Source organism: Nocardioides sp. (assembly GCF_035576065.1).
Taxonomy (GTDB): Bacteria; Actinomycetota; Actinomycetes; order Propionibacteriales; family Nocardioidaceae; genus Nocardioides.
In genome coordinates this window covers 61052-84330 of the sequence record NZ_DATLWX010000040.1, presented here as the reverse complement: position 1 = coordinate 84330, position 23279 = coordinate 61052, and the positions used below count along the sequence as shown (strand labels likewise).

The 23279-nt window shown below is 68.0% G+C and carries 20 protein-coding genes; 15 read left to right on the top strand and 5 right to left on the bottom strand.

The window, feature by feature from the left end:
- The first annotated feature begins 53 nt into the window (after nucleotides 1–53).
- The gene (locus VNJ48_RS17455; RefSeq protein ID WP_325604415.1) at nucleotides 54–422 is read left to right on the top strand and encodes a hypothetical protein; all 369 of its coding nucleotides are present in this window, start codon (nucleotides 54–56) and stop codon (nucleotides 420–422) included.
- Nucleotides 423–590: 168 nt separating this feature from the next.
- On the opposite strand, the gene VNJ48_RS17450 is transcribed toward VNJ48_RS17455, so the two are convergent.
- Nucleotides 591–824, bottom strand: a complete 234-nt coding sequence (locus VNJ48_RS17450; protein WP_325604413.1) for a hypothetical protein — start codon at nucleotides 822–824, stop codon at nucleotides 591–593.
- On the opposite strand from VNJ48_RS17450, the gene VNJ48_RS17445 reads away from it, so the two are divergent.
- From VNJ48_RS17445 to VNJ48_RS17430, 4 genes are all read left to right on the top strand, one after another.
- Nucleotides 823–7977 carry an AHH domain-containing protein gene (locus VNJ48_RS17445; protein WP_325604411.1) on the top strand — a complete coding sequence of 2385 codons (7155 nt, stop codon included), beginning with the start codon at nucleotides 823–825 and terminating at the stop codon, nucleotides 7975–7977. The genes VNJ48_RS17450 and VNJ48_RS17445 overlap by 2 nt on opposite strands.
- Before the next feature lie 356 nt (nucleotides 7978–8333).
- A complete protein-coding gene (locus VNJ48_RS17440; RefSeq protein WP_325604409.1) occupies nucleotides 8334–8522 on the top strand; it encodes a hypothetical protein in 189 nt (62 codons plus the stop codon).
- Between the two features lie 31 nt (nucleotides 8523–8553).
- On the top strand, nucleotides 8554–9204 hold the full coding sequence (locus tag VNJ48_RS17435; RefSeq protein WP_325604407.1) for a hypothetical protein: 651 nt from the start codon (nucleotides 8554–8556) through the stop codon (nucleotides 9202–9204).
- 207 nt (nucleotides 9205–9411) lie between these two features.
- Nucleotides 9412–9831 carry a GNAT family N-acetyltransferase gene (locus tag VNJ48_RS17430; RefSeq protein WP_325604405.1) on the top strand — a complete coding sequence of 140 codons (420 nt, stop codon included), beginning with the start codon at nucleotides 9412–9414 and terminating at the stop codon, nucleotides 9829–9831.
- A 15-nt stretch (nucleotides 9832–9846) separates the two neighbouring features.
- On the opposite strand, the gene VNJ48_RS17425 is transcribed toward VNJ48_RS17430, so the two are convergent.
- On the bottom strand, nucleotides 9847–10677 hold the full coding sequence (locus VNJ48_RS17425) for an alpha/beta hydrolase (RefSeq protein WP_325604403.1): 831 nt from the start codon (nucleotides 10675–10677) through the stop codon (nucleotides 9847–9849).
- 173 nt (nucleotides 10678–10850) lie between these two features.
- Between VNJ48_RS17425 and VNJ48_RS17420 the strand changes: the two genes are divergently transcribed.
- From VNJ48_RS17420 to prfB, 3 genes are all read left to right on the top strand, one after another.
- A complete protein-coding gene (locus VNJ48_RS17420) occupies nucleotides 10851–12263 on the top strand; it encodes an FAD-dependent oxidoreductase (RefSeq protein WP_325604401.1) in 1413 nt (470 codons plus the stop codon).
- Between the two features lie 100 nt (nucleotides 12264–12363).
- The gene (locus VNJ48_RS17415; RefSeq protein WP_325604399.1) at nucleotides 12364–13164 is read left to right on the top strand and encodes a hypothetical protein; all 801 of its coding nucleotides are present in this window, start codon (nucleotides 12364–12366) and stop codon (nucleotides 13162–13164) included.
- 169 nt (nucleotides 13165–13333) lie between these two features.
- A complete protein-coding gene (prfB, locus tag VNJ48_RS17410) occupies nucleotides 13334–14449 on the top strand; it encodes a peptide chain release factor 2 (RefSeq protein WP_325604397.1) in 1116 nt (371 codons plus the stop codon).
- 93 nt (nucleotides 14450–14542) lie between these two features.
- Here prfB and VNJ48_RS17405 read toward each other — a convergent pair whose 3' ends face one another.
- The 3 genes from VNJ48_RS17405 to VNJ48_RS17395 all read right to left on the bottom strand — a co-directional run bounded on the left by VNJ48_RS17405 (nucleotide 14543) and on the right by VNJ48_RS17395 (nucleotide 17082).
- Complete coding sequence (locus VNJ48_RS17405) at nucleotides 14543–15799, bottom strand: hypothetical protein (RefSeq protein ID WP_325604394.1); 1257 nt, start codon at nucleotides 15797–15799, stop codon at nucleotides 14543–14545.
- Nucleotides 15792–16328 carry a SigE family RNA polymerase sigma factor gene (locus VNJ48_RS17400; protein ID WP_325604392.1) on the bottom strand — a complete coding sequence of 179 codons (537 nt, stop codon included), beginning with the start codon at nucleotides 16326–16328 and terminating at the stop codon, nucleotides 15792–15794. The genes VNJ48_RS17405 and VNJ48_RS17400 overlap by 8 nt, the downstream gene beginning before the upstream one ends.
- Before the next feature lie 112 nt (nucleotides 16329–16440).
- Entirely contained in the window at nucleotides 16441–17082 is a 642-nt protein-coding gene (locus VNJ48_RS17395; protein WP_325604390.1) for a hypothetical protein, read from the bottom strand.
- A gap of 80 nt (nucleotides 17083–17162) precedes the next feature.
- On the opposite strand from VNJ48_RS17395, the gene ftsE reads away from it, so the two are divergent.
- The 7 genes from ftsE to VNJ48_RS17360 all read left to right on the top strand — a co-directional run bounded on the left by ftsE (nucleotide 17163) and on the right by VNJ48_RS17360 (nucleotide 23276).
- Nucleotides 17163–17852, top strand: coding sequence for a cell division ATP-binding protein FtsE (gene ftsE / locus VNJ48_RS17390; protein ID WP_297741478.1), 690 nt, complete (start codon nucleotides 17163–17165; stop codon nucleotides 17850–17852).
- A 51-nt stretch (nucleotides 17853–17903) separates the two neighbouring features.
- Complete coding sequence (gene ftsX, locus VNJ48_RS17385; protein WP_325604385.1) at nucleotides 17904–18815, top strand: permease-like cell division protein FtsX; 912 nt, start codon at nucleotides 17904–17906, stop codon at nucleotides 18813–18815.
- A gap of 90 nt (nucleotides 18816–18905) precedes the next feature.
- Complete coding sequence (locus tag VNJ48_RS17380; RefSeq protein WP_325604382.1) at nucleotides 18906–20204, top strand: peptidoglycan DD-metalloendopeptidase family protein; 1299 nt, start codon at nucleotides 18906–18908, stop codon at nucleotides 20202–20204.
- Between the two features lie 233 nt (nucleotides 20205–20437).
- Complete coding sequence (gene smpB / locus VNJ48_RS17375; RefSeq protein ID WP_325604380.1) at nucleotides 20438–20926, top strand: SsrA-binding protein SmpB; 489 nt, start codon at nucleotides 20438–20440, stop codon at nucleotides 20924–20926.
- The gene (locus VNJ48_RS17370; protein ID WP_325604378.1) at nucleotides 20926–21372 is read left to right on the top strand and encodes a GNAT family N-acetyltransferase; all 447 of its coding nucleotides are present in this window, start codon (nucleotides 20926–20928) and stop codon (nucleotides 21370–21372) included. The genes smpB and VNJ48_RS17370 overlap by 1 nt, the downstream gene beginning before the upstream one ends.
- A 5-nt stretch (nucleotides 21373–21377) precedes the next feature.
- On the top strand, nucleotides 21378–22283 hold the full coding sequence (locus VNJ48_RS17365; RefSeq protein ID WP_325604475.1) for an amidohydrolase family protein: 906 nt from the start codon (nucleotides 21378–21380) through the stop codon (nucleotides 22281–22283).
- A 15-nt stretch (nucleotides 22284–22298) separates the two neighbouring features.
- Entirely contained in the window at nucleotides 22299–23276 is a 978-nt protein-coding gene (locus VNJ48_RS17360) for a TIGR01777 family oxidoreductase (protein ID WP_325604376.1), read from the top strand.
- Nucleotides 23277–23279 lie beyond the last annotated feature (3 nt).

Sequence of the window (23279 nt, the reverse complement as noted above, 5' to 3'; positions counted from 1 at the left end):
CGTCGTGGATCGGTGTCCGACCAAGGGGTGCCACCGCTCACGGGGGTATGTCCATGAACAACGGTGCTCGCACGATGCGGCGGATTCTCACCGGCGCAGTCGCAGGCTCGACCCTGCTGGTTGTAGGCGGCGTGCCAGCCAGCGCGGACACGCCCGGCTGCGTCACGCGTCATGAATGGCGTCAGGTGTACATCGTGGCCGACGGCACCGGCACAGGACCTGGCTCTGGCGGCACCAAGAGCCGTTTCCACGGGATCTTCGACACCGCCGGAAGCCGGAAGATCTACGAGGAGCCGGCCCCCGATTTCCGCTACCAGGTCCGCCGGTACGAGAAGTGCGCACGTCCTGGCTACTACCGCGTGACCTACCACCAGTACCTGGCTGACGGGGACTGGAGCGCGTGGTCGTCCTACTGGGGATAAGGGGGGTGCGGCGCCCTCGCTCAGGATCGATGATGACCCCATGACGATCGAGATTGCAGGTTAGTGCAGTTGCATCTTCTCGCAACGCTACAAATTGGCGCTCGGATGCAGGGATCTGCAAAACTCCGGCGGCGCGCCACCGCGGCGGGCATCTCGGGCTCGGGGGAATCAGATGCTGTCGCGTCTTCTTGGTGTTTCGTGCGCGCTGACGTTGGCTGTCAGCGGCTTGCTGGTCCCGTCGGGGGTGGTCGCGAGCGCGGCGCCCGTGACCGCGCAAGGCGGGGCGCTGGCAGCTGCTGCGAGCGCGGAGACGACCTTGGTCGAGCCGGCGCCTGCCGCAGTGGATGATGACTCGACGGCGAAGGCATCGCCGCCGCCACCGGTGACGACGGCCCCCGGCATGACGCTGGCTGAGCCGGAGACCGTGCGGTCGAACGGTGCCGTGCTGCGCTGGAGTGCCTACACGGACCCGTCGACGAGTCCTTCCGACGACGTGGTCGAGTACCAGGTCTTCCGCGGTTGCACCACCCTTCCTTTCCCGGGCACCGGCAACGCGTGCTCCTCTCCCGTGACCACGCAGCTGGACACGTCGGCCTCCTCGAAGGCACAGCTGGTGGGATCGGTCGCGAAGGACGTGCTGGCGTGGGCGGACACCTCCGCGGTGTCGTCCTCCACCGAGGACGTCGCGACGTATCGGTACTGGGTCGTGGCCCGTACGGCGGCCGACGTGGCGCAGGGTCGCAACGGGACGGCCGCCTCGGGCGGTGTCCTGGTGACGACTCCCCTCGATGGGCGTACGCGGCAGACGCTCAGCGGTGATCTTCCTGACGCGACGATCTCGTCAGCGTTCAGCGAGACCCCCGAAGGGGCCGGTCCGCTGCGAGTCGGGCCGAAGCAGACGCGTGCCTTGGTCGAGTTCGACACGTCCGCAGTGCCGGCCGGTTCGCGCGTGTTGTCGTCCCGGATCGACGCGACAGTGGTGCCTGGCTCGGTGGTGGGCAAGCCGGGCTCGGTCCAGCTGCACGGGCTCACGAAGGACTTCGCTGAAGCGTCAGCCACCTGGAACATGGCGTCGTCGACGATCCCGTGGTCGACGGCCGGCGGCGACGTGGCGACCAGCGCGGGCAGCGCCTCGGCGAGCAGCTTGTCCCCGACGCTCTCGTGGACGGGCACCGCACTGAACTCGCTGGTGCAGTCGTGGGTGACCGACACCGCGAGCAACCATGGGGTTCGAGCCCGTCTCGCGGATGAGTCAGGAGTCGTCTACTCCGACGGCACGATGTCCACGTCGGGCTCGACGGCCAAGAGCGACCAGCAGTCGACTCAGCAGGCGCCAACTGAGCCGTGCATCGTCGAATGCCAGACCCCGACGCCCGACCCGTCGGCGCCGCCGCCGGCGCTGAAGCTCGTCGCTGCCGACGCTGGCAGCAGTGCGGCTCAGCGGCCGCGGTTGACGATCGAGTACGCCTCCCGCGACGCGTCGGCGATGTTCTCCGCGCCTGAGATGCCCGAGCGGCTGGTGCCCAACACGACGACCACTGTTCCCGTTCGGGTGTTGAACACGAGCACGACCGCGTGGCCCGCGACGATGGAGCTGGGCTACCGCTGGGGTGCGCCCGGTGCCTTCGCGGCTCCGTCGACCACTGCCGCGGAGGGCGTCGTCGCGCTCGGTCGCGCACTGGCCGCGGGTGAGTCGGTGACGGTGCAGCTGCCGATCAAGGCGCCGATCAACTCCGATGCCGGCAACAAGCGGCTGACGCACGACCTTCTGCTGGATCTGCGCAACGCCGGTGCGTGGTGGTCGGCAACGAGTCCGGCCGTGCCCGCGGCGCAGAGCGTCCGCCCGCCCCGGGGGTGTGGCATCACGACGACCGGCTTCCTGTGCGTGGACCGCGTGGTCGAAGACCCGTCCTCGGACGGTCTCGGCCTCGAGAAGTTCGGCAGCTTCACCGGAGAGGCGACAGGACAGGGCAGTCAGGTGCTGGTCAACCTGGCGTCCGGCAACGCAGTGTTCGCCAAGGACTTGCTGGCCAACCCCTCGGTGGGCCCGTCGACGTTCGTCCGGATGACCTACAACTCCAACGATGTCTCCGACGCCGGGGCCGGGTTCGGTTATTCGATCCAGGCCTCGACGCTGACCCGACTCGGTTCGCGGCTGTCGGTGCCCAACGGGAACTCGACCGCCAAGGAGATGTCGTTCATCGACGGCGACGGGACCACGCACTACTACCGCATCGACGAGCTGGCGAGCACCGCAACCCGCACCGTCTACACGCGTCCTGCCGGTGTCCACCTCACCCTGCACCGTGACAAGACGGCCCCCGACGCCACGCAGTGGGTCTTCACCCGCCCGGACGGCACCCGGTTCTTCTACGCCCAGTCCACCGGACTCCCGACCTCGGTCGTCGACATCAACGGCAACACGATGCGCTTCACGCACGACGCCGACGGCCGTCTCATCTCCTTGATCGACGCCAAGGGCCAGGTGACGCTGACCCTGGGATGGGACGCGAAGCGGGGCAGCAAGACCGGGCGTCTCCAGTGGATCCGGGACATCTCGGGTCGTGGAATCGTGTTCAGCTACACCGACACCCTGGAGCTGAAGGGCATCCAGGACGGCGGTGGCTTCAACTCCACCACGGGCCTCTTCGCGGGCAAGGTCCGCTCGTTCGGCTTCGGGTATGCCACCGAGCCGGTCAACAAGCACGCGCGGCTGGTGACGGTCACCGACCCGCGTGCCAACATCTCCACGATCGCCTACTGGGCCGCCAACGACGACCCGTCCCAGAGCGCCCACCACCAGGGCTGGGTCAAGCAGCTCACCGACCGCAACGGCCAGCACACGACGTTCGCCTACAGCGACCCTGACGGCAACGACGGCAACGACGTGGCGGCCGAGGTCACCGACCTCAACGGCACCGCCGGCTCCACCGGTGCCGTGGTGACGTCCTACCGGATGGACGGCTTCGGTCGGACCACGATGATCCGCCACGCCAACGCCAACGCGGGCGTCGGTGGTGCAGACACGTCCACCGTGACCCGGCTGGCCTGGGACGCCGACAACAACGTGCACCGTCTCACCGCCCCCAACGGCGCGGTGTCGACATGGGAGTACGACCCCATCACCGGCTACCCCAAGGTGGTCCGCAGCCCCGAGGCCGTCAAGAACGGCACCGACGGCACGGTGCTGACCTATGCCCAGCTGTCGGGCGCGGGCACGCCGACGGTGCTGACCAAGGTCACCAGCCCGATGGGGCGCGCCAGCACGTTCGGTCACGACGCACGCGGCAACCTGATCAGCGTCACCGACCCGCTCGGGCGCGCGTCGGCGTACACCCTGAACGCCGACGGGACCCTCGCGGCCGATCTTGATGCCCGACAGAACAAGACCACCCTCCTCGACTACCACCCCTCCGGCCAGCCGAAGCGCGTCGTGGACGCGCTCGGAAACGCCAGCACCTTCGTCTACGACTCCCGCGGAAACCTGATGCAGGCAACGGACCCGTTGCTGCGGAGGACGACGGTGGAGTACGACGACTTCGGGCGCTCGACCAAGGTGACCTCCCCGGACCAAGCGGTGGGACAGACCCGCACCCAAGCCACGTCCTACGACGACAACGACAACGTGGAGCGCTCCATCGCGCCGACCGGTGCGACCACGATCAACACGCACAGCCGGATGGACGAGGTGCTCACGACAGCACTGCCCGCCAACTCCGCGGCCACCAGCAGCCGCACCCTGGCCTACGCCTACGACGCGTTTGGTCGCCTGATCAGTGAGACGGCGCCCAAGGGGACCGCAACCGCCGATCCGGACGACTTCGTCACTCGCTATGTCCATGACCGGATCGGACAGGTGCTGCGCACCGAGCAGCCGTTCAAGGACGGCATCGACGGCGCGGGGACCGCCAAGCTTGCGGTCACCAGCTACACCTACGACCTGGCCGGCAACGTCACCAAGGTGGTCGACCCCAACAAGGTCGCCTCGTCCGAGGACGACTACAGCGCCACCATGACCTACGACCTCGACGGACAGCTTCTCTCCTCCACGGACGCGGCCGGCTACACCACCAAGTCGGGCTACGACCGGGACGGCAACGTCACCACGCAGACCGACGCCATCGGCAACGTCAAGACACTCGTCTACGACGCGGCTGGGCAGGTCGTGCGGGCTGAGGTTCCGCGCGCCGACCAGGTGCTGGTCACCTCGTTCGGGTATGACGCTGCCGGCAACCGCGAACGCGTGACCCGCCCGTCGGGGCGCGTCGAACGGACGATCTACGACGCCCTCAACCGGGCGGTGGAGAACGTCGGCGCCAGCGACAGCAGCGTCGCCTACGGGAAGCCGGCACGCACCTACATCCGCTACGACGCGGCCGGTCAGGTGTCCAAGCAGTCCGACCCGACCTTCTTGGAGGACCCGAACGCTCCCGGAGTCAACTGGACTGCCATGGCCTACTGGCCCTCGGGTGACATCAAGACCACCACCGACCCGTGGGGGATCCAGGCCGGCTTCGACTACAACAAGCTCGGGCAGCAGACGCGTCGCACGCTGAGCGTCGCCGCCGCGGCGGACCCGCACCGTGACAGCGCGACACGCGAGATGACGTGGGCGTTCTGGCCCGACGGGTCCCTGCGTGAGCGCACTGATGCGGGAGCCCACCCTGCCCAGGTCGCCGACAACACCGGTGCGTTCGTCGCCGCAAAGACCACGTGGGTCGAGTCGACCGCAGTCGGGCAACAGGGCGACAACGTCCAAACGCACGCGGCGGGCGGGGCCGACGCCGCGGTATGGCGGATCAGCCCCGACGTCGCCGGCACCTACGACCTGCGCGTCACGTGCCCCAAGGTCACCGGCGCCGCCACCAATGCAACCTTCACCATCAAGGTCAAGAAGGGTGACGCCACCACGACCACCACGAAGGTGGTGGACCAGACTGCCTGCCAGAGCGGCACCGTCGCACCGCTGCTGGGCAGCTTCACCTTCGCCGGCGGCGAGGACATCAAGGTGTCCCTGGCCCCGTCGGCAACGGGGGTTGCGGTCGCCGACGCGATCAAGCTCCGCAAGACCGACTCGTCGGCCGAGCGCCGGGTGTTCAGCTACGCCTACGACGCCAACGGGCAGGTCGAGACGGTCACCGACGGCGCCAAGAGCTTCACCACGAAGTACGACGGACTCGGTCGGGCCCTCAAGGCCACGGAGACCGGCGGCGCCACCGGGACCCGGACCACCACCTGGGCCTACGACCTGTCCTCCAACATGCTGTCGTCCTACGCGTTCCGCGGGGCCGGCGACGGGTCGGAGAACGGCAACAACGAGTCCTCGCGCTTCACCCGCTACACCTGGGACATCCGCGACATGGTGGCCTCGGTCGCCGCCGGGGCTACTCCTGACGCGTCGTTGAAGACCACGACCTTTGGCTACGACCCGCGGGGCATGCGGGTGGCGATGACTAAGCCCAACGGCAACGTCACGAGCTACGCCTACTACTCCGACGGTCTGCCGCGCTCGATCACCGAGCGCGACAAGAACGCCAAGCTCGTCGCGTCGCACGACCTCGAGTTCACCCTCGACGGCGACCGCAGCAAGGACGTCTCGAAGGTCGAGAACCCCGACACGGACGGCTACCTCAACCAGGTCGCCACCTTCGCCTACACCCCGTCGCGCCAGCTGGCGTCGGTCAACAAGACCGTCCCCGACGCGGCATCGGGAAAGCCGGGCAAGGGCGAGTCCTACTGCTACGACGCGGCAGGCAACATCACCGAGCAGAAGGTCGGGCGCGACCTCACCCGGATGACCTACGACCGCAACCGGCTGTTGAAGACGCAGACGAAGAAGACGGACGTTGCTGACCTGACCTGTCCCACCGGGTCCGAACAGCTCGAGACTGCGAGGAGCACCCTCACCCACCAGTACGACGCCTTCGGTCGTGCCACCACCCTCAGCTATCAGGGCGGCACCGGCACCCGAGCCAACGGCACCGTGGTCAAGCGCTACGGCTACGACGGATTCGACCGGGTCGTACGTGAGCAGTCGTTCCTCTCCGACGGAGACACCAACGACACCACCATCACCCGGACGTACGACGCCTTCGATCGCACCACCCACCGCACCGCCACGGTCCGGAACAACCCGGCCGTCTCGACCCGGTACGTCTACCTGGGGAAGGGTGACCAGGTCGCCTTCGAGGAACAACGCGACACGGGCGGTGCGTGGCAGCTGGCCAAGGCCTACACCTACGGGCCCGGTGGCGAACAGCTCGCCATGCGCGACATCGGTGTCAACGTCCCCGGTCCGGACGCCACCGAGTCGACCGACCCCGACAAGCAGCTCGACGCCGGGGAGAGCCGGGAGCTGTTCTTCGGGACCAACCCGCACGGCGACATCGAGACCCTGACTGACAACACGGGCGAGGTCGTCTCGTCCTACCGCTACACCGCCTACGGGTCAGCCGACCAGTCCGGCAGCCTGGGCATCGACGCCCCGGACACCGAGACGCCCGAGGACGCGCAGGCCGGTGACGAGCCCGAGGACGCTCCACACGCCAACGTCGTGAACCCCTACCGGTTCAACGGCAAGAGGTACGACGGCGCGTCCGGGTCCTACGACATGGGGTTCCGCGACTACGACCCGGGGCTCAACCGCTACACCAGCCGGGACATGTACAACGGCGCCCTCTCCGACGTCGCGCTCGGCATGGACCCGTGGAACACCAACCGCTACGCCTTCGCGGGCGGCAACCCCGTCACCGGGGTCGAGCTCGACGGCCACCAGATCGCCCCTCTTGATGGTGGAGGCGGGTCGAACTCCACAGGCGTCTCCGTGCCCGAGGACGAGCCCGAGCCCGAGCCTGAGCCGGAAGCGGAAGAAAGCAACGATGACTTCTTCGACAACGCGTCCTTCTGCTTGGGACCCTGCACAAGTGGGCCGCTGCCACTGAAGGAAAATGGCGAGCTTGATATCGAAACCGTCAAGCAAACCTCGATCTTCAGCGCAGTTGTAACGCTAAGCGCTGCAGCCGTGGTTGGGTGCGTGGTGGCGTCCGCCGGCTGCGTTGCCGGAGGTGCCGCCTTGGCCGACGGGGCAGCCATGAGCAGCGGGGCTTTGTCTTCGGGCACGGTAATCGGTAGTAGCGCCGTCGTAGGATCGCGAATCGTTGGAAGTACCCTGGACGACGCGGTGAGGGGTGTGGCTCCGGTTCTTTCCAAACCCTCGGCACGAGTGCTCGGAGCCAACATGGAAGCTGCGGGAGTGCCCCGGCCCTCTGGCTCAGCCGCACACCACATCGTGGCTGGGAGTTCTGCGAAGGCGTCAGAAGCGCGATCTGTGCTGCAGCGGTTCGGTATCGACATCAATGATGCCAACAACGGAGTCTTCCTACCAGGCTCCAGTGCCTCGCCTAACCCAACTGGGGCGGCGGTGCATTCCAAGACTCACACCAATGCCTATTATTCGGGGGTCAATTCCTTGCTCAGCCAAGCTACGACTCGAACGGATGCGCTCGACGCGCTCGGATATGTGAGTTCCAAATTGTCGTCAGGAGGGTTCCCGTGACAGGCAGCCCTCGCATCTTCCGGACTTCTGTCCCAGAGGGGTTCGAATGGGCATTGCCAATGCACGCCAGTGACTTCGAAGCCATCAGGACGTTGGCAGACAGGTCACTCGGGTCGGCGTGGAAGCCGATTCGCATGTCTCTTCTCCGATCGGATGATCGTGGTCAGCCACAGAGGCGCGCTCAAATGCCGTGGCTTGGATCTGAAGTTCTCGTCCTTCGCGATGAGGCAGTCGACACCGTAGGGGCGCTCCTTCTGCCGCATGGCGAGGTCCTGCCGTTGGACTGCGACGACGCGCGACTCTCTCTGTTCTCGGCGCCGACTATTGCAGGAGCCCTGGATAGGGATCGCTCAGACATGGCTGAGTTCAGTTCCGGGCGCATCATGTCGTTGCGCCGACCCGCCTTCATCGCGGATGCACTTAATGACAAGCAAGCATTCAAGTTGGCTGAGATGCCGCGTGGGGACCTTTATCTTGCTGATGACTTGGTTAAGGCAATATTGGACACCGGCATGTCATCCGGTACCGACTTCACGCCCTGTTGACTCCGACGGAATGTAAGCAATATGCCGTTCCATGAGTGAGGTTGATCTGAGTCGTGCGGCGGCGTTGCGGAAGATTGAAGCCGACGGCATCGAATCCGTCCTGCTACCCGCTGGGTTCGAGCGAACCTCGAATCGCTCGTGGTGTCGGCGGACGCCTGAACTCCAGCATGTGATCGCCCTGCTTTCGCGCCGGGGTAGATTCGACGTGCAATGGGGCGTTGTGAGTCCGGAAGCGGTGCCCGTTCTGTGGGGAACGGACTTCCGTGACGGCGACGTTGGCGCCGCTCTCATGAGCGGCACGCCAGGGACTATTCACCATCCGCCAGAGTGCCAATCGTTTCGTTTGGATGCGGCTACCTCGGCGGACGATGCTGAGCAAGTTGCGTCCGGTGTCGCTGCCGACCTCGGTCGAGTGGAGGCAAGGCTTCGAGCGTTCTCCTCGCGAAAGGAAGTTCGTAGCTACCTTCTTCTGAACCGAGATCCGACGGATCGCCGGGACTTCGTCATTCCCGCGAACTTGCCACTGAAGTTGTTTTCGGCGGCAACCTTGGCTGTCATCGACTCCGACCCCGCGGCTGCCGAACTCATCTCCGAGGCTGAGGACGCGATGGCGCCGTTCAAGGACGACCTCTCTGTTGCTCGGCTGCAACGCCTACGCGCAGCGGGAAGTAGTCAGTCGTAACCGGGCTGCAGCACGAGAGCGATCAGAGGCTTCGCCTGTGATGGCCGCGCGCTTGCCGCAGAGTTGATGAGCACAGAGGGTTGACGCGTCGAGTGCGCCCGCCATGCGGTGGCGGCCTCGGATGCGAGTGGCCTGGTGGCACGTACAGGTTCCGACCACACGGATGGCATGGTGCGCCGCCATGGCCTCAGCACCGATGATGACCCCATGACGATCGAAATTGCTGCCGGCATGTTCCCCGAGCGCGACGAGCTAGCAGGGCTGTACGACGCCGTCGGCTGGTCGGCGTACACAAAGGATCTCGACGCGCTGGAGCGAGCGCTCCAGGGATCCGCGCGAGTGGTGACAGCTCGCCGCGACGGGCGCCTCGTCGGCCTGACGCGCATCGTCGGTGACGGCGTCACGATCGCCTATCTCCAGGACATCCTGGTGCACCCGGACGAGCAGCGGAGCGGGGTGGGGAGGCAGCTCGTGACGGAGGCGCTCGCCCCCTACGCGGACGTACGGCAGAAGGTGCTGCTCACTGACGACGAGCCCGGCCAGCGTGCGTTCTACGAGTCGCTCGGCTTCGCCGAGACCCGCGACTTCGAGGACGGATCGCTGCGCGCCTTCGTGAAGTTCGACTGACGCAGGGCGGCCCCGTCAGCCCATCGAGCGTGCCATTCGCTCGACGGCAGCAGCAACCTGCGGTCCGAACATGACCGGTTCGTTGTGGTCGGCGTGCAGCACCACCCGCTCGACCAGTGCCGGAGCCTCGTCCGCGACCCGAGCGCTGAGCTCGGTCGGGACCACGGAGTCCCGGTCGCCGTAGATGACCGTCACGGGCACGTCGCTGCCGGCGAGGTGATCCAGCACGGGGAACTGGTCGCGCAGCAGCGCCCGGACCGGCAGCCAGGGGTAGTGGTGGGCGCCGACGTCGGCGAGCTCGGTGAAGGGGGAGCGGAGCACGACCCCGGCCGGCGGGTGCCGGGCCTGGAGCGCCGCCACGACGCCCGACCCGAGGGACTCCCCGAAGTAGATCGTCTGGTGCGGGGGATAGCCCTGCTCCGCCAACGCATCGACGGCCGCGTCCGCGTCTGCCGCGAGGCCCTCCTCGCTCGGGGTGCCCGGGTTGCCGCCGTAGCCGCGGTAATCCATCAGCAGCACGGCCATCCCACGGCTGCTCAGCTCCTCGGCGAACCTGGCCCGACCGGCGCGGTTGCCGCCGTTGCCCGGCGCGACCAGCACCGCCATCGCGGTGTCCTCGGTCCCGGCCGCCGGGATGAACCAGGCGTTCAGCTCGAGGCCGTCGGCGGTGCGGAGCGTGACGTCCCGCGCACCCTCGATGGCGTACGCCGCCGGAGGCACGGGCCGCGCATCAGGGAAGTAGATCAGCTGGCGCTGGAGCGCCCACAGCATCCCCACCGGCACCACCCCGATCACCAGCACGACCAGCAGGCTCCGTACGAGCCTCCGTCGCGTGGGGATGATCATCCCTCATGGTGCTGGACGACGAGCGGCGGGCGCACACGTGACGCGGACCGGTCTGCGCAGTCCGAGTGGGTTTGAACTAGCGATAAGTCAATGGGAAGAGGCACTATGGAGTGCATACCGACGCCAACATGTCCCGCTGACGACTGATTCCGAAGATTGACTGAGGATGCCCCATGACCGACACGCACGTGGACGACGTCGTCGACGGGGACCGGCACACGCCGTGGCCAGCGGACTCCTTGGACGACTCGGTCCTGATGCCGCTGTGGCTGGACAACCCGGCGCGTCCGGTGGCCAGGCAGGAGGCGTCGGGTGCCCTGGACACCGACCTGCTGGTCGTCGGCGGCGGCTTCACCGGGCTCTGGACCGCACTTCGTGCCGTGGAGCGACACCCCGGCAGGTCGGTGACGCTCATCGAGGCCGACCGGATCGCCGAGCACGCCACGGGCCGCAACGGTGGTTTCTGCGAGGCCAGTCTGACCCACGGTGAGAACAACGGGCGCTCCCGCTGGCCGGGGGAGTACGACCGGCTCCACGCCCTGGGGGTGGAGAACCTCGACGGGATAGAGGAGACGATCGAGCGGCACGGGATCGACTGCGGCTTCGTGCGGGGTGGCACGCTGCTGGTCGCGACCCGTCCGCACGAGGTGGCCGGGCTCGAGCCTGAACAGGAGGGCTTCCTCGACGCGGCTTCGGTGCGCACTGTCGTGGACTCCCCGACCTACCTCGCCGGACGCCTCCACCCCGATGGCTGTGCGCTCGTCGACCCCGCCCGTCTCGCGTGGGGACTGGCACAGACGGCGGAGCGGCTCGGCGTGCGGATCTTCGAGGGCACCCGGCTGGACGCACTGAGGCGTCGGGACGACGGCCTCGAGGCCACGACGGGCGCTGCGGTCATCCGGGCCAGGCGGGTCGTCGTGGCCACCAACGTCTTCCACGACCAGTTCCGTCGCGCCAAGTGGTCCATCGTGCCGGTCTACGACTACGTCCTGGCCACCGAACCGCTCACCGAAGCGCAGCTGAGGAGCATCGGCTGGGACCCGTCCATCGGCATCGCCGACTCCGGCAACCAGTTCCACTACTACCGCGTGACGCCTGACCGCCGGATCCTCTGGGGCGGCTATGACGCGATCTACCACTTCGGTCGTTCCATGGCCGACGAGCACGACGACCGGCGCGCGACGTTCGAGACGCTGGCGCGCAACTTCGCCGAGACCTTCCCGCAGCTGCAGGGCATCCGATTCACCCACCGCTGGTCGGGGGTCATCGACACCTCCACCCGCTTCTGCGCCATGTTCGGTACGGCGCACCGCGGGCGGGCGGCGTACGCCACCGGCTTCACCGGCCTCGGGGTCGGTGCCTCCAGGTTCGCCGCCGACGTCATGCTCGACCTCGTCGACGGCGAGTCCACCGAACGCACCCGGTTGAAGATGGTCCGGTCCAAGCCGCTGCCGTTCCCGCCCGAGCCGTTGGCCTGGCTCGGTATCCAGGTCACCCGCTGGGCGATGGCTCGCGAGGACGCGACCGGCAGGCGCAACCTGTGGCTCCGGATCCTCGATCGCCTCGGTCTCGGCTTCGACTCCTGAGAGCGTGGGACAAATGCACGGATAGCGGACAACCAAACCTGCATCGCGCGCATCTCCCCTGCAGACGGCCCACCAGGGCCCACCAGACAGGGGAAACAGAATGAACCGCTTCACCACCGCCGGACTTGGCCTCGCGCTCGTTGCCACCCCGCTCGTTGCCACGGCGGGCACCGCCACGGCCAACGACGCCACGGTCCAGCGCGCCGCTGCTCCGGCATACTCGGTCTCTGCTGCGATCAACCGGACGACGGCCATCGCCAAGGAGGACGTGGTCAAGATCCGCGGCCAGGTGAGCCCCAAGGCCGCCGGCGACAAGGTCGTCCTCCAGCAGCGCATGGAGAACAAGAAGACGTGGTCCGTCTCGGGGACGGCGAAGATCAAGGCCAACGGCAGGTTCCTGCTCAAGGACGAACCCAGCACCGCGGGCACCCGCTTCTACCGCGTGCTGAAGCCGGCCGCGGGCACGGTCAAGAAGGGTGTCAGCTCGGAGCTCAAGCTCGTCGTCTACGCCTGGGAGAAGCTGACCCATCGCACCAGTGGTCCCGAGAGCAACATGTCGTTCACGACCGCCACCATCGGCACCGAGCCCTTCAGCTCCAGCCTCGTCACCGAGGCGGCGGGCGCAAACTCCTCCATCGAGTACACCCTGGGCAAGAAGTGCCTCAAGCTGCGGGCGACCTACGCGCTGACCGACTCGAGCGCCACTGGTGGCACCGGCTCGGTGGCGCTGGCGAAGGACGGCAAGAACGTCTTCTCCTACGCCCTCGTGCTCGGCCAGGTCGTCGAGAACAACGAGGTCGACATCAGCGACGCCTTCCGCATCAGCTACTCCACCACCTCCACCAAGGCTCCCGACTCGTACGTCGCGATCGGTTCGCCCGAGGTGCTCTGCACCAAGTAGTCCCAGCCGCGCTCCCCACTTCCCAGTCAGGGAGCGCACCATCGGGCCGCACCAGCCCGAGCGAGCCGCCCGGAGTCACTCACGTGACACCGGGCGGCCCGTCATTTGCAGGTCTGTCGGCGGCTTTGTCTTTCGACACCCCACCGCCCGGCCCGTAGTGTTGCCGCTTGTGGCAGGCACCGATTACGACCAAGAGATCAAGCAGCTCCAGGCGACCATGCACACCATCGGCCAGGTCCTCGACCTGGACAAGATGCGTGAGGAGATCGCCGACCTCGGCGACCAGGTCGCCTCGCCGGACCTCTGGGACGACCAGGACAACGCCACCCGCGTCACCGGCCGCCTCTCGCTGATCCAGGGTGAGCTCGACCGCTTCCTCGCGCTCGAGACCCGCATCGAGGACCTCGGCCTGATGGTCGAGATGGCGCAGGATGAGGGCGATGCCGACACGCTCGCCGACTCCGAGCGTGAGCTGGGCCGCGTCAAGAAGGCCGTCGAGTCGCTCGAGATCCGGACCCTCCTGTCCGGGGAGTACGACGTCCGCGAAGCCCTCATCACCATCCGCTCCGGCGCGGGCGGGGTCGACGCGGCTGACTTCGCCGAGATGCTGATGCGGATGTACGTCCGCTGGGCCGAGCAGCACAACTACCCCGTCGAGGTCTTCGACACGTCGTACGCCGAAGAGGCCGGACTCAAGTCCGCGACCTTCGCCATCCACGCGCCCTACGCCTACGGCACGCTGTCGGTCGAGGCCGGCACCCACCGCCTGGTGAGGATCAGCCCCTTCGACAACCAGGGCCGCCGGCAGACGTCCTTCGCGGCTGTCGAGGTGGTGCCGGTGCTCGAGCAGACCGACGAGATCGAGATCCCCGACGAGGAGATCCGCACCGACGTCTACCGCTCCGGCGGCCCGGGCGGTCAGTCGGTCAACACCACCGACTCCGCGGTGCGTCTGACCCACATCCCCACCGGCACCGTCGTCTCCTGCCAGAACGAGAAGAGCCAGCTGCAGAACAAGGCCTCAGCCATGGTCGTGCTCAAGGCCAAGCTGCTCGCGCGCAAGAAGGCAGAGGAGAAGGCCCACCTCGACGGGATGCGCGGTGACGTGCAGGCGTCGTGGGGCGACCAGATGCGCAACTACGTGCTCAACCCCTACCAGATCGTCAAGGACCTGCGCACCGGCTACGAGAGCGGCAACCCCAGCGCGGTCTTCGACGGCGACCTGGACCCCTTCATCGAGGCCGGCATCCGCTGGCGCGTCGGTGCCGACAAGGACGAGGCGTAGCACTCGACGCCGGACGTCATGAGAATTGCTCGCTCGAACACGCAGTCCCCATGACGTACGGCGGCTGAGGCCTGACGCCCACTCGTGGGGCGCCTACGGACGAGGTCTCTCGACCAAAGTTGAGGTCAGCACGTCGAACACGGCGGCACTGACATCGTCGGGAGGGTCGATGGCCTCTCGTGCGCGCAGCACTCCGAACGCTTCAGCGTCCTGGACGATCCACGCCGTGCCGAGGTGCGACGTGGCGATCCACGTGGAAGGTCCGCTGCTCTCGACCTGCCACTGGGTCACGTTGCACTCGGCGAGCTGTGAGAGGAACTCGGCCCGAGCGGTGGTTGCTTCGTCGTCGGTCCGCCAGACATTGAACTCGATGTCCACGGCACCGCCGGCACCGACCGCGTAGTCGATCCACCCTTCGAGGAAGGGGTTCGGGGCACCACGCAACGGCGGCTCGGCACAGAGCCCGAAGGACGGGCTGTCCGACCCGCCCCAAACTCGCGACCAGGCACCGAAGGCAGTCCTGGCGTCCTCGAGGAGGCGCTTCTTCTCTGCCTCCTCGGCACGGAGTGCCGGCTTGCTGTACGCCCGGAGTGACCCCCCCGGCGACACCGAGCTGTCACGCAACGACGCCACCAACGAGTCGGCGATCATCGCGACCTCTCCGGAGGTGGCGGGAGTCTTGCTGACCGCGAGGGAGATGCCGACCCGTTGCTTCAGTCCGATCAGTCCTGGCCCGTCGACCGCGGTCTGCGCGACCCAGAGGTCGGTGGCGATCCCGCCCTCCGTGCTGGCGAAGTGCTGGACGTCTGCGTCGGCGTCGCGCGGAACACGGGTCGGCGCCCCGCAGCCGGTCAACGAGGAAGTGGCCGCGACCAGCTGGTCGGCCCTCTCAGCAGAGTCCTCGTCGTCGTGGAAGTCGAAGAACCGGCTCACCAACCGGTCGTCGCCGCGGCCCAGCTCGCTGATGATGTCGAGGCCCCGGTCCTCGGGGCCTGGCTCCAGGAAAGACCTCAGGCACGTGCTGGTGTGCGGGAACAGCGTGTCCCCGGTGATGAGTGGTTCCCAACCCTCGGGGGCGAACTCGGCCGGGGCGGGCAGCGGCCGCACCCGTCCCACGTCCTCGTTCTTGTCGTTCTCGGCGACCCGCGAGGAGTCGTCTTCACCCACCATCGTCGGCACGACGAAACCAGCCACGACGACGAGTGCTGCTGCGGCGGCAGTGGCGAGCGCCGTACGGCGACGGCGCCGGGCCTGCTTGATGGCGTTGATGGCGGTCGGGGGAGAAGCGCGGTGCATCACGTCGTCCGCAAGCACGTCGAACGCGCGGTCGATGTCGAAGATGTCAGGCATGAGTGGGTGCTCCGTTCTCGGCGTGGGTGTCAGTCGGCACGGGTGCGCTGGACTCCGCGAGCAGGTCGGCCAGGGCGGCTCGACCCCGCGAGAGGCGGGCCTTGATGGTGCCCTCCGGGCAGCCCTCGATCCGGGCCACCTCGGCGACGGGAAGCTCCCCGAGGTGGTGCAGGACGAGCGCCCGGCGCTGCGCCTCGGGCAGGGTGCGCAGTGCCTGGACCAGGACGACCGACGTCTCGCTCGGTGGCGTCGCGTGCTCGGGCGGTCGGGACCGCGCCAGGTGGTTCATCGCGGTCTTCGTACGCCGCCAGCGACTGACCGCCAGTCGGCTGGTCACCTGACGGACCCAGGCCCCCGGGTCGTCGTACGACTTCAGCGACGACCACCGCGGCCAGGCCCGGCTGTACGCCTCCTGTGCGAGGTCCTCCGCGGCGGCAAGGTCGCCGGTCATCGCGAAGGCAACCGCCACCGTGCGGCGCCAGGTCGCGTCGTAGAACGCGGTGAAGTCGCGCTCTGCTGCTGGATCCATCGGGTCCCCCGCATCGGGCGACGGCCTGGTCGGCTGCCACTGGAGGGAACACGTCCGCGGGCCCCTGCCGGTTGCATTCTCCACCGACAATCCTGTGAGGGGCCGAGTTGGGTCAGGTCCCGCGAAGCGCCTCGAGCACCGCGACGCACCACTCGCTGACGAGCTGGGTGTCCACGGAGGCCCCACCGGTCAATCCGCTGATCTCGCAGCTCACCCACGCGTCGCCGACCAACCCGTGGATCGAGGTCCGGGTCGAGCTGTCCTCGCACCGCTGGATCGCGCTCGGCTCACCCAGGTCAGGCACGGGCTGAACGGGTTCGCACCTCTCGTCCACCACCTCGACGGCCAGATCGACTGCCCGCTCGGTGGTGACCGGGGGAGCGAAGACCCAGGCGCGCGCTCTCACGTCGCCGCTGGTCCAGGCGCAGCCGAACTCGTTGCTGATGGCTTTGCTCCCCGGCAACGGGCCGCCCGGTCGCCAGCTCTGCTCCCCCTCCGGTTCACCCGAGAGCGCTGCCGAGATCGCGTCGCCGGACACCCGGTCGCAGAAGGCTGCTCGCACGATGGAGATGAGTGAGGTGTCGTAGCGACTCAGCGAGGTCGGCGCGAAGGTCGGGTCTCCCTGCCCCAGCGTGGGTGGAACAGTCGGTGGGTTGGTCGAGCAGGCAGCGGTCACGGCGAGCAGCATGCCTGCGAGCGCAGTCGGCGGTCCGGGGCGGCGCCGGCGCTTCGGCGTACGCAATGAGACGAGCACGACGTCACCTTAGGTGTCTTGCTCCACCCCCGGCCGCGTGAGCTCGGGATCTGCTGGGTCCAGCGCGTAGCCTCGGTCGCGTGATTCGCTTCGAGAAGGTGACCAAGACCTACCCCGGCCATGCCCACGCGGCGCTCGACCAGGTGAGCGTCGACGTCGACAAGGGCGAGTTCATCTTCCTCGTCGGCTCATCTGGATCCGGCAAGTCGACCTTCCTGCGGCTGGTGCTGCGTGAATACCGCGCCACCTCGGGTCGGGTCTACGTCGCCGGCAAGGAGATCAACCGGCTGGCGAGCTGGAAGGTGCCGCGCCTGCGTCGCGAGATCGGCACCGTCTTCCAGGACTTCCGGCTGCTGGGCAACAAGACGGTCACCGAGAACGTCGCCTTCGCCCTCCAGGTCATCGGCAAGTCCCGCAGCGAGATCGACAAGCTGGTGCCGGAGACGCTCGAGATGGTCGGGCTCACCGGCAAGGGCGAGCGGCTCCCCGACGAGCTCTCCGGTGGTGAGCAGCAGCGCGTCGCGATCGCGCGGGCGTTCGTCAACCGGCCCAAGATCCTGATCGCCGACGAGCCCACCGGCAACCTGGACCCCACCACGTCGGTGGGGATCATGAAGCTCCTCGACCGCATCAACCGCACCGGCACGACCGTCGTGATGGCCACCCACGACGCCGGCATCGTCGACCAGATGCGCAAGCGCGTCATCGAGCTCGAGCACGGCCGCGTGGTGCGCGACCAGGCCCAGGGCGTCTACGGCTTCTCCAACTGAACTCTTCCGGCTGACTTCTTCCCCCAGCACTGACAGGACTGACACCTCTCCATGCAGCTTCGCTACGTCTTCTCCGAGCTCGGCCAGGGCCTCCGACGCAACCTGTCGATGCACCTCGCGGTGATCTTGACCCTCTTCGTGTCGCTGACCCTCGTCGGTCTCGGCGTGCTCTTCCACCTGCAGGCGGAGAAGGCCGCCGCGCACTGGGGCAGCCAGCTCCAGATCCAGGTGGCGTTGTGCAACGCCGAGGACAGCAATCCCGCATGCGCCAGTGAGGTCACCGACGCCCAGCGGGACGCGATCACCGCCGTCATCGACGAGAACCCCGAGGCGGCCGGCTGGGACCTCGAGACCAAGGACGAGGCCTTCGAGAAGGTCAAGGAGCTCTACGGCGCCGAGAAGTTCGAGGGGAAGAACGCCGTCCTGACCGCCGAGGACATGCCGGAGTCGCTCTGGGTCGAGCTCAAGGACCCCGAGGAGTTCCAGGGCATCGTCAGCGCGGTCCGCGGACTCGACGGCGTCGCCGGGGTCCGCGACATGCGCCGCTACATCGAGCCGATCATCGGCTCCATCAACATGCTGCTGGTGGTCTCGGTCGCCACCGCCGCCTTCCTGGTCGTCGCCGCCCTGCTGCTCGTGGCCAACACGATCCGCCTCGCGGCCTTCGCGCGGCGCAAGGAGATCGGGATCATGCGACTGGTCGGCGCGTCGACGCTCTACATCGCACTGCCGTTCCTGCTCGAGGCCCTCGTCACGGCACTCCTCGGCGTACTCCTCGCAACCGGGGCGCTGGCGGCGTTCATGTATTTCGGCATCGAGCAGCGCGGTCAGGACCGTCTGCAGTTCATCCCGTGGATCGGGATGGAGCAATATGTCGTCGCCGTGGCGATCGTCGCGGTCCTCGGACCGCTGCTCACCGTGCTCCCGACACTCGTGCTGACACGCAAATACCTCAAAGTGTGAGCCGGGCGGGATACCTTCGAGGCGTTCCCTTCCCCGAACGCAAAGTAAGGCCTCCCGGTGCGATCCTTCCCCCGTACCGTCCGCCGCCGCATGGCCGCAGCAGCCGCTGCGGCTGCCCTGGCGCTGGGCGCCCTCGCCGTCCCCACTTCTCTCGATCCAGCCTTTGCCGACGACCTCAAGGACAAGCAGAAGCGCGTCGAGAAGGAGATCCACCGCGCGCACGACGACGTCCAGGAGTCCAGCAAGGAGCTCCGCCGGGCCGGCGCCCGCCTCGACGCCGCCAAGACACAGCTCGCTGACGCGCGTACGGCGCTCGCGACCGCCCAAGGCAGGCTCGCCGTCGCCCAGGAGCGCGACGCCCTGATGCAGGCCGAGCTCGCGCAGGCCGAGGCGGCGCTCGCCCTGGCGCAGAGCGAGCTCGAGCAGGGACAGGACGTCGTCGACGCGCAGCGCGAGATCGTCGGCGACACCATCACCCGCCTCTACATGGAGGGTGACCCCGACCTGATGGCCTTCGCCTCCCTGATCGATGCGGAGTCCGCCCAGGACCTCTCGCGACGCGCGGAGATCAACGCCGTCATGGTGGACACCCAGACCCGCGACTACGACAAGCTCCAGGCCTCCGAGGTGCTGCTCGCCGTCAACGAGGACCACGTCGAGGACGCCCGTGACGACGTCGCGCTCAAGCGCGAAGCGGCCGCCGAGAACCTCCTCACGATGGAGGCGCTCGAGTCCGAGGCCGCCGCCGCCAAGACCGACGTGGTGACCCTGGTGGGGGAGCGGGCGTCCGCCGAGGACGACGCGGCCCGGGCCCGGGCCCGGGACCTTCGCAAGCTCAAGGAGGCCGAGCGCCAGAAGGAACGGATCGAGGAGATGCTGCGCAAGCGCGCCGCCGCGGCACTGCGCCGGGCGAAGGCCAAGGCCGCCGCTCTGGCCGCCGCCAACGCAGCGGCCGGCTCCCAAGCCGCCATGAACGCCCGGGTCGGCCCGACGGCCGGAGTCCTCCAGATGCCCGTCGGTGGGGGCCTGACGTCGCCCTTCGGCTACCGGACGCACCCCATCTACGGCTACTGGGGGCTCCACGACGGCGCCGACTTCGGTGGTGGCTGTGCCCAGCCGATCGTCGCGGCCGAGTCCGGCGTCGTCATCTCCTCCTACTTCAGTGATGTCTACGGCAACCGGCTGATCATCGACCACGGCGCCCTGGCCGGCGCCGGTGTCGCGACGATCTACAACCACGCGTCGCGCTACACCGTCGGCGACGGCACCCGGGTCCAGCGCGGCGAGATCATCGGCTACGTCGGCGACACCGGCTGGTCCACCGCCTGCCACCTCCACTTCACCGTGATGGCCAACGGCAATGCCGTCAACCCCGCCGACTACTTCTGAGGTCTCGCGGCTCGCCATCTAGCTCGGGGAGTCCTCGTCGGGCGGTGAGTGAGCCACATTTTCCGGCTCAGCAAGGTGGCTGTGGGACCGCTGGGCCGGGTGGCCGACGCCGACACGCGGGCGAGCGGTGCGTGAGCCACACTCAGGTGCTGAGGAATGTGGCTGTGAGACCGCTCGATGGTCGAGCGACGCAGGCGGTCAAACCCGGTTGAGGCGTCTGAGAAGATGACCGGATGGCCGCCAAGGAGAAGGATCAGCGCAATCGCCTGATCGCCCAGAACAAGAAGGCCCGCCACGACTTCCACATCGAGGACACCTACGAGGCCGGCCTGGTGCTCCAGGGGACCGAGGTGAAGTCGCTGCGCGAGGGTCGCGCAAGCCTCGTGGACGGCTTCGTCGACATCGACAACGGCGAGGTCTGGCTGCACGGCGTCCACATCTCCGAATACGCGCAGGGCACGTGGACCAACCACGCCGCTCGCCGCAAGCGCAAGCTGCTCCTCAACCGGGTGGAGATCAACAAGATCGAGCGGAAGATCGGCGACAAGGGCTACACCATCGTCCCGCTCAGCCTCTACTTCAAGGACGGCCGCGCCAAGATCGAGATCGCCCTGGCCCGCGGCAAGAAGGAGTACGACAAGCGTCACTCCCTCGCCGAGCGCCAGGCCAACCGCGAGAAGGAACAGGCCGTCCAGCGGCGCCTCAAGGGCATCACCGACTGATGGAGGTGGTGCGGCGCCACGACCCGGCAGCGGTCGAGCGGATCCTGCACGGCCTCCCCGAATGGTTCGGCGTCGAGTCGGCGATTGCGGCGTACGTCGCAGACGCCTCTCGCCTCGTGTCCTACCTCGCCGTCGACGACCGTGAGGTCGTCGGTGTGGTCCTACTGGCCGAGCACTTCCTCCGATCACGCGAGGTCCACCTGATCGCCGTGTCGGCGGCACGTCGTGGCACCGGAGTGGGGGGAGCGCTGCTCGACGAGGTGGAAGGTGACCTGCGCCGCGAGGGAGTCGAGATGCTCGAGGTCCACACGGTCGGCCCGTCCTACGACGATGTCCACTACGAGCAGACGCGTGCCTTCTACGCCGGGCGCCGCTTCGTCGCGATCCACGAGTTCGACAAGATCGACTGGGACGGGCCGACGCTGGTGCTCGTGAAGGCGCTGTGACGACGATGAGCGAGGCGGCCGGCGTCCGCGACTGGTGGGGCCGTCTCGGCCTGCCCGGGCTGGTCGACATCCACACCCACTTCCTGCCGCCGCGGGTGATGGCCAAGGTGCGCGCCCAGTTCGACGCGGCAGGTCCGCTGATCGGCCGCCCCTGGCCGTTGACCTATCGCGACACCGACGACGTGCTCGTCGAGACGCTGAGGTCGTTCGGGATCGAGCGGTTCACTGCGCTGGCCTACGCCCACAAGCCCGGCATGGCCGACTGGCTCAACCAGTGGGCGGCGGACTTCGCCGACCGGGTCCCGGAGGCACTGGTGTGCGGCACCTTCTTCCCGGAGGAGTCGTCAGCGGCGTACGTCGAAGCGCGACTCCACAGCGTCGAGGTGTTCAAGATCCATGTGCAGGTTGGCAACTTCTCGCCCCTCGACCCGCTGCTCGACGAGACGTGGGGGCTGGTCGCCGAGGCCGGGACCCCGGTGGTGATCCACGCCGGCAGCGGGCCGGTGCCTGCGGCGTACACCGGACCAGGACCGGTCGCGCTGCTCCTGTCCCGCCATCCGCGCCTGCGGCTGGTCATCGCCCATCTCGGCGCACCGGAGTATGCCGAGTTCCTCGCGATCGCCGAGACCCACGAGCGGGTGCACCTCGACACGACGATGGCCTTCACCGACTTCTTCTCCGACATGGGCGGCGTGTTCCCGGCTGACCTGCTGCCGAGACTGCGTGACCTGGGACTCGGCGGCAAGGTGCTGCTCGGCTCGGACTTCCCGAACATTCCCTATCCCTACCTCCACCAGCTCGAGTCGCTCGAGCGGCTCGACCTGGGCGACGACTGGCTCCGGGCGGTGTGCCACGACAACGCGAGCGCCCTGCTGGGCGACCGAGAAGGTTTTGAACGCGTTCAAAAGTAGCGTAGGGTCAGCGACATGAAGATCGTGATCCCCGGGGGAACCGGACAGGTGGGTGGGATCCTGCGGCGAGCGCTCAGTCAGCAGGGTCATGAGGTCGTGGTGCTCAGTCGGCGCCCGACCGCGCTCGAGCCGGGCATCAGGCACGTGCGGTGGGACGGCCGGACCGTCGGCGACTGGGCCGCCGAGATCGATGGCGCCGACGCGGTGATCAACCTCGCCGGCCGCACGGTGAACTGCCGCTACACCGACGAGCACCGCGCCGAGATGATGGACTCACGGGTCGACTCGACGCAAGCTGTCGGGCAGGCGATCGAACGCGCCGAGCGCCCGCCGCGGGTCTGGCTACAGACGAGCACGGCCACCATCTACGAGCACACGTACGGCCCCGCCCACGGCGAGGACGGTCGGATCGGCGGTGGGGAGGAGGCCGCGCCGGCCTCCTGGGCCTTCAGCGTGGAGATCGCCCAGAGGTGGGAAGCGGCCCAGCAGCAGGCGGACACCCCCAGGACACGGAGGGTCGCGCTGCGCTCGGCGTTGGTGATGAGCCCTGACCGTGGCGGGGTGTTCGACATCCTGCTGCGGATGGCCCGGCTCGGGGTCGGGGGACCGGTGGCCGGGGGCAGGCAATACGTCTCCTGGATTCACGAGCACGACTTCGTGCGCGCCGTCGAGCTGTTGCTGACGCGCGACGACATCGAGGGACCGGTCAACCTGGCGTCGCCATTCCCGGTGCCCCAGCGCGAGCTGATGAAGGTCCTCCGGAACGGGAGGATCGGCCTGCCGGCGACCAGGCTGATGGCGGAGATGGGGGCCTTCGTGCTGCGCTCGGAGACCGAGCTCCTCCTCAAGAGCCGGCGCGTGGTGCCGGCGCGCCTGCTCGAGGAGGGGTTCGTCTTCGACCACCCCACCTGGCCCGATGCGGCGGCTGATCTCGTGCGTCGCCACCGGACCCGGACGGGAATGCATGCGGCGGTTGTCGGTGTTGACCCCTAGACT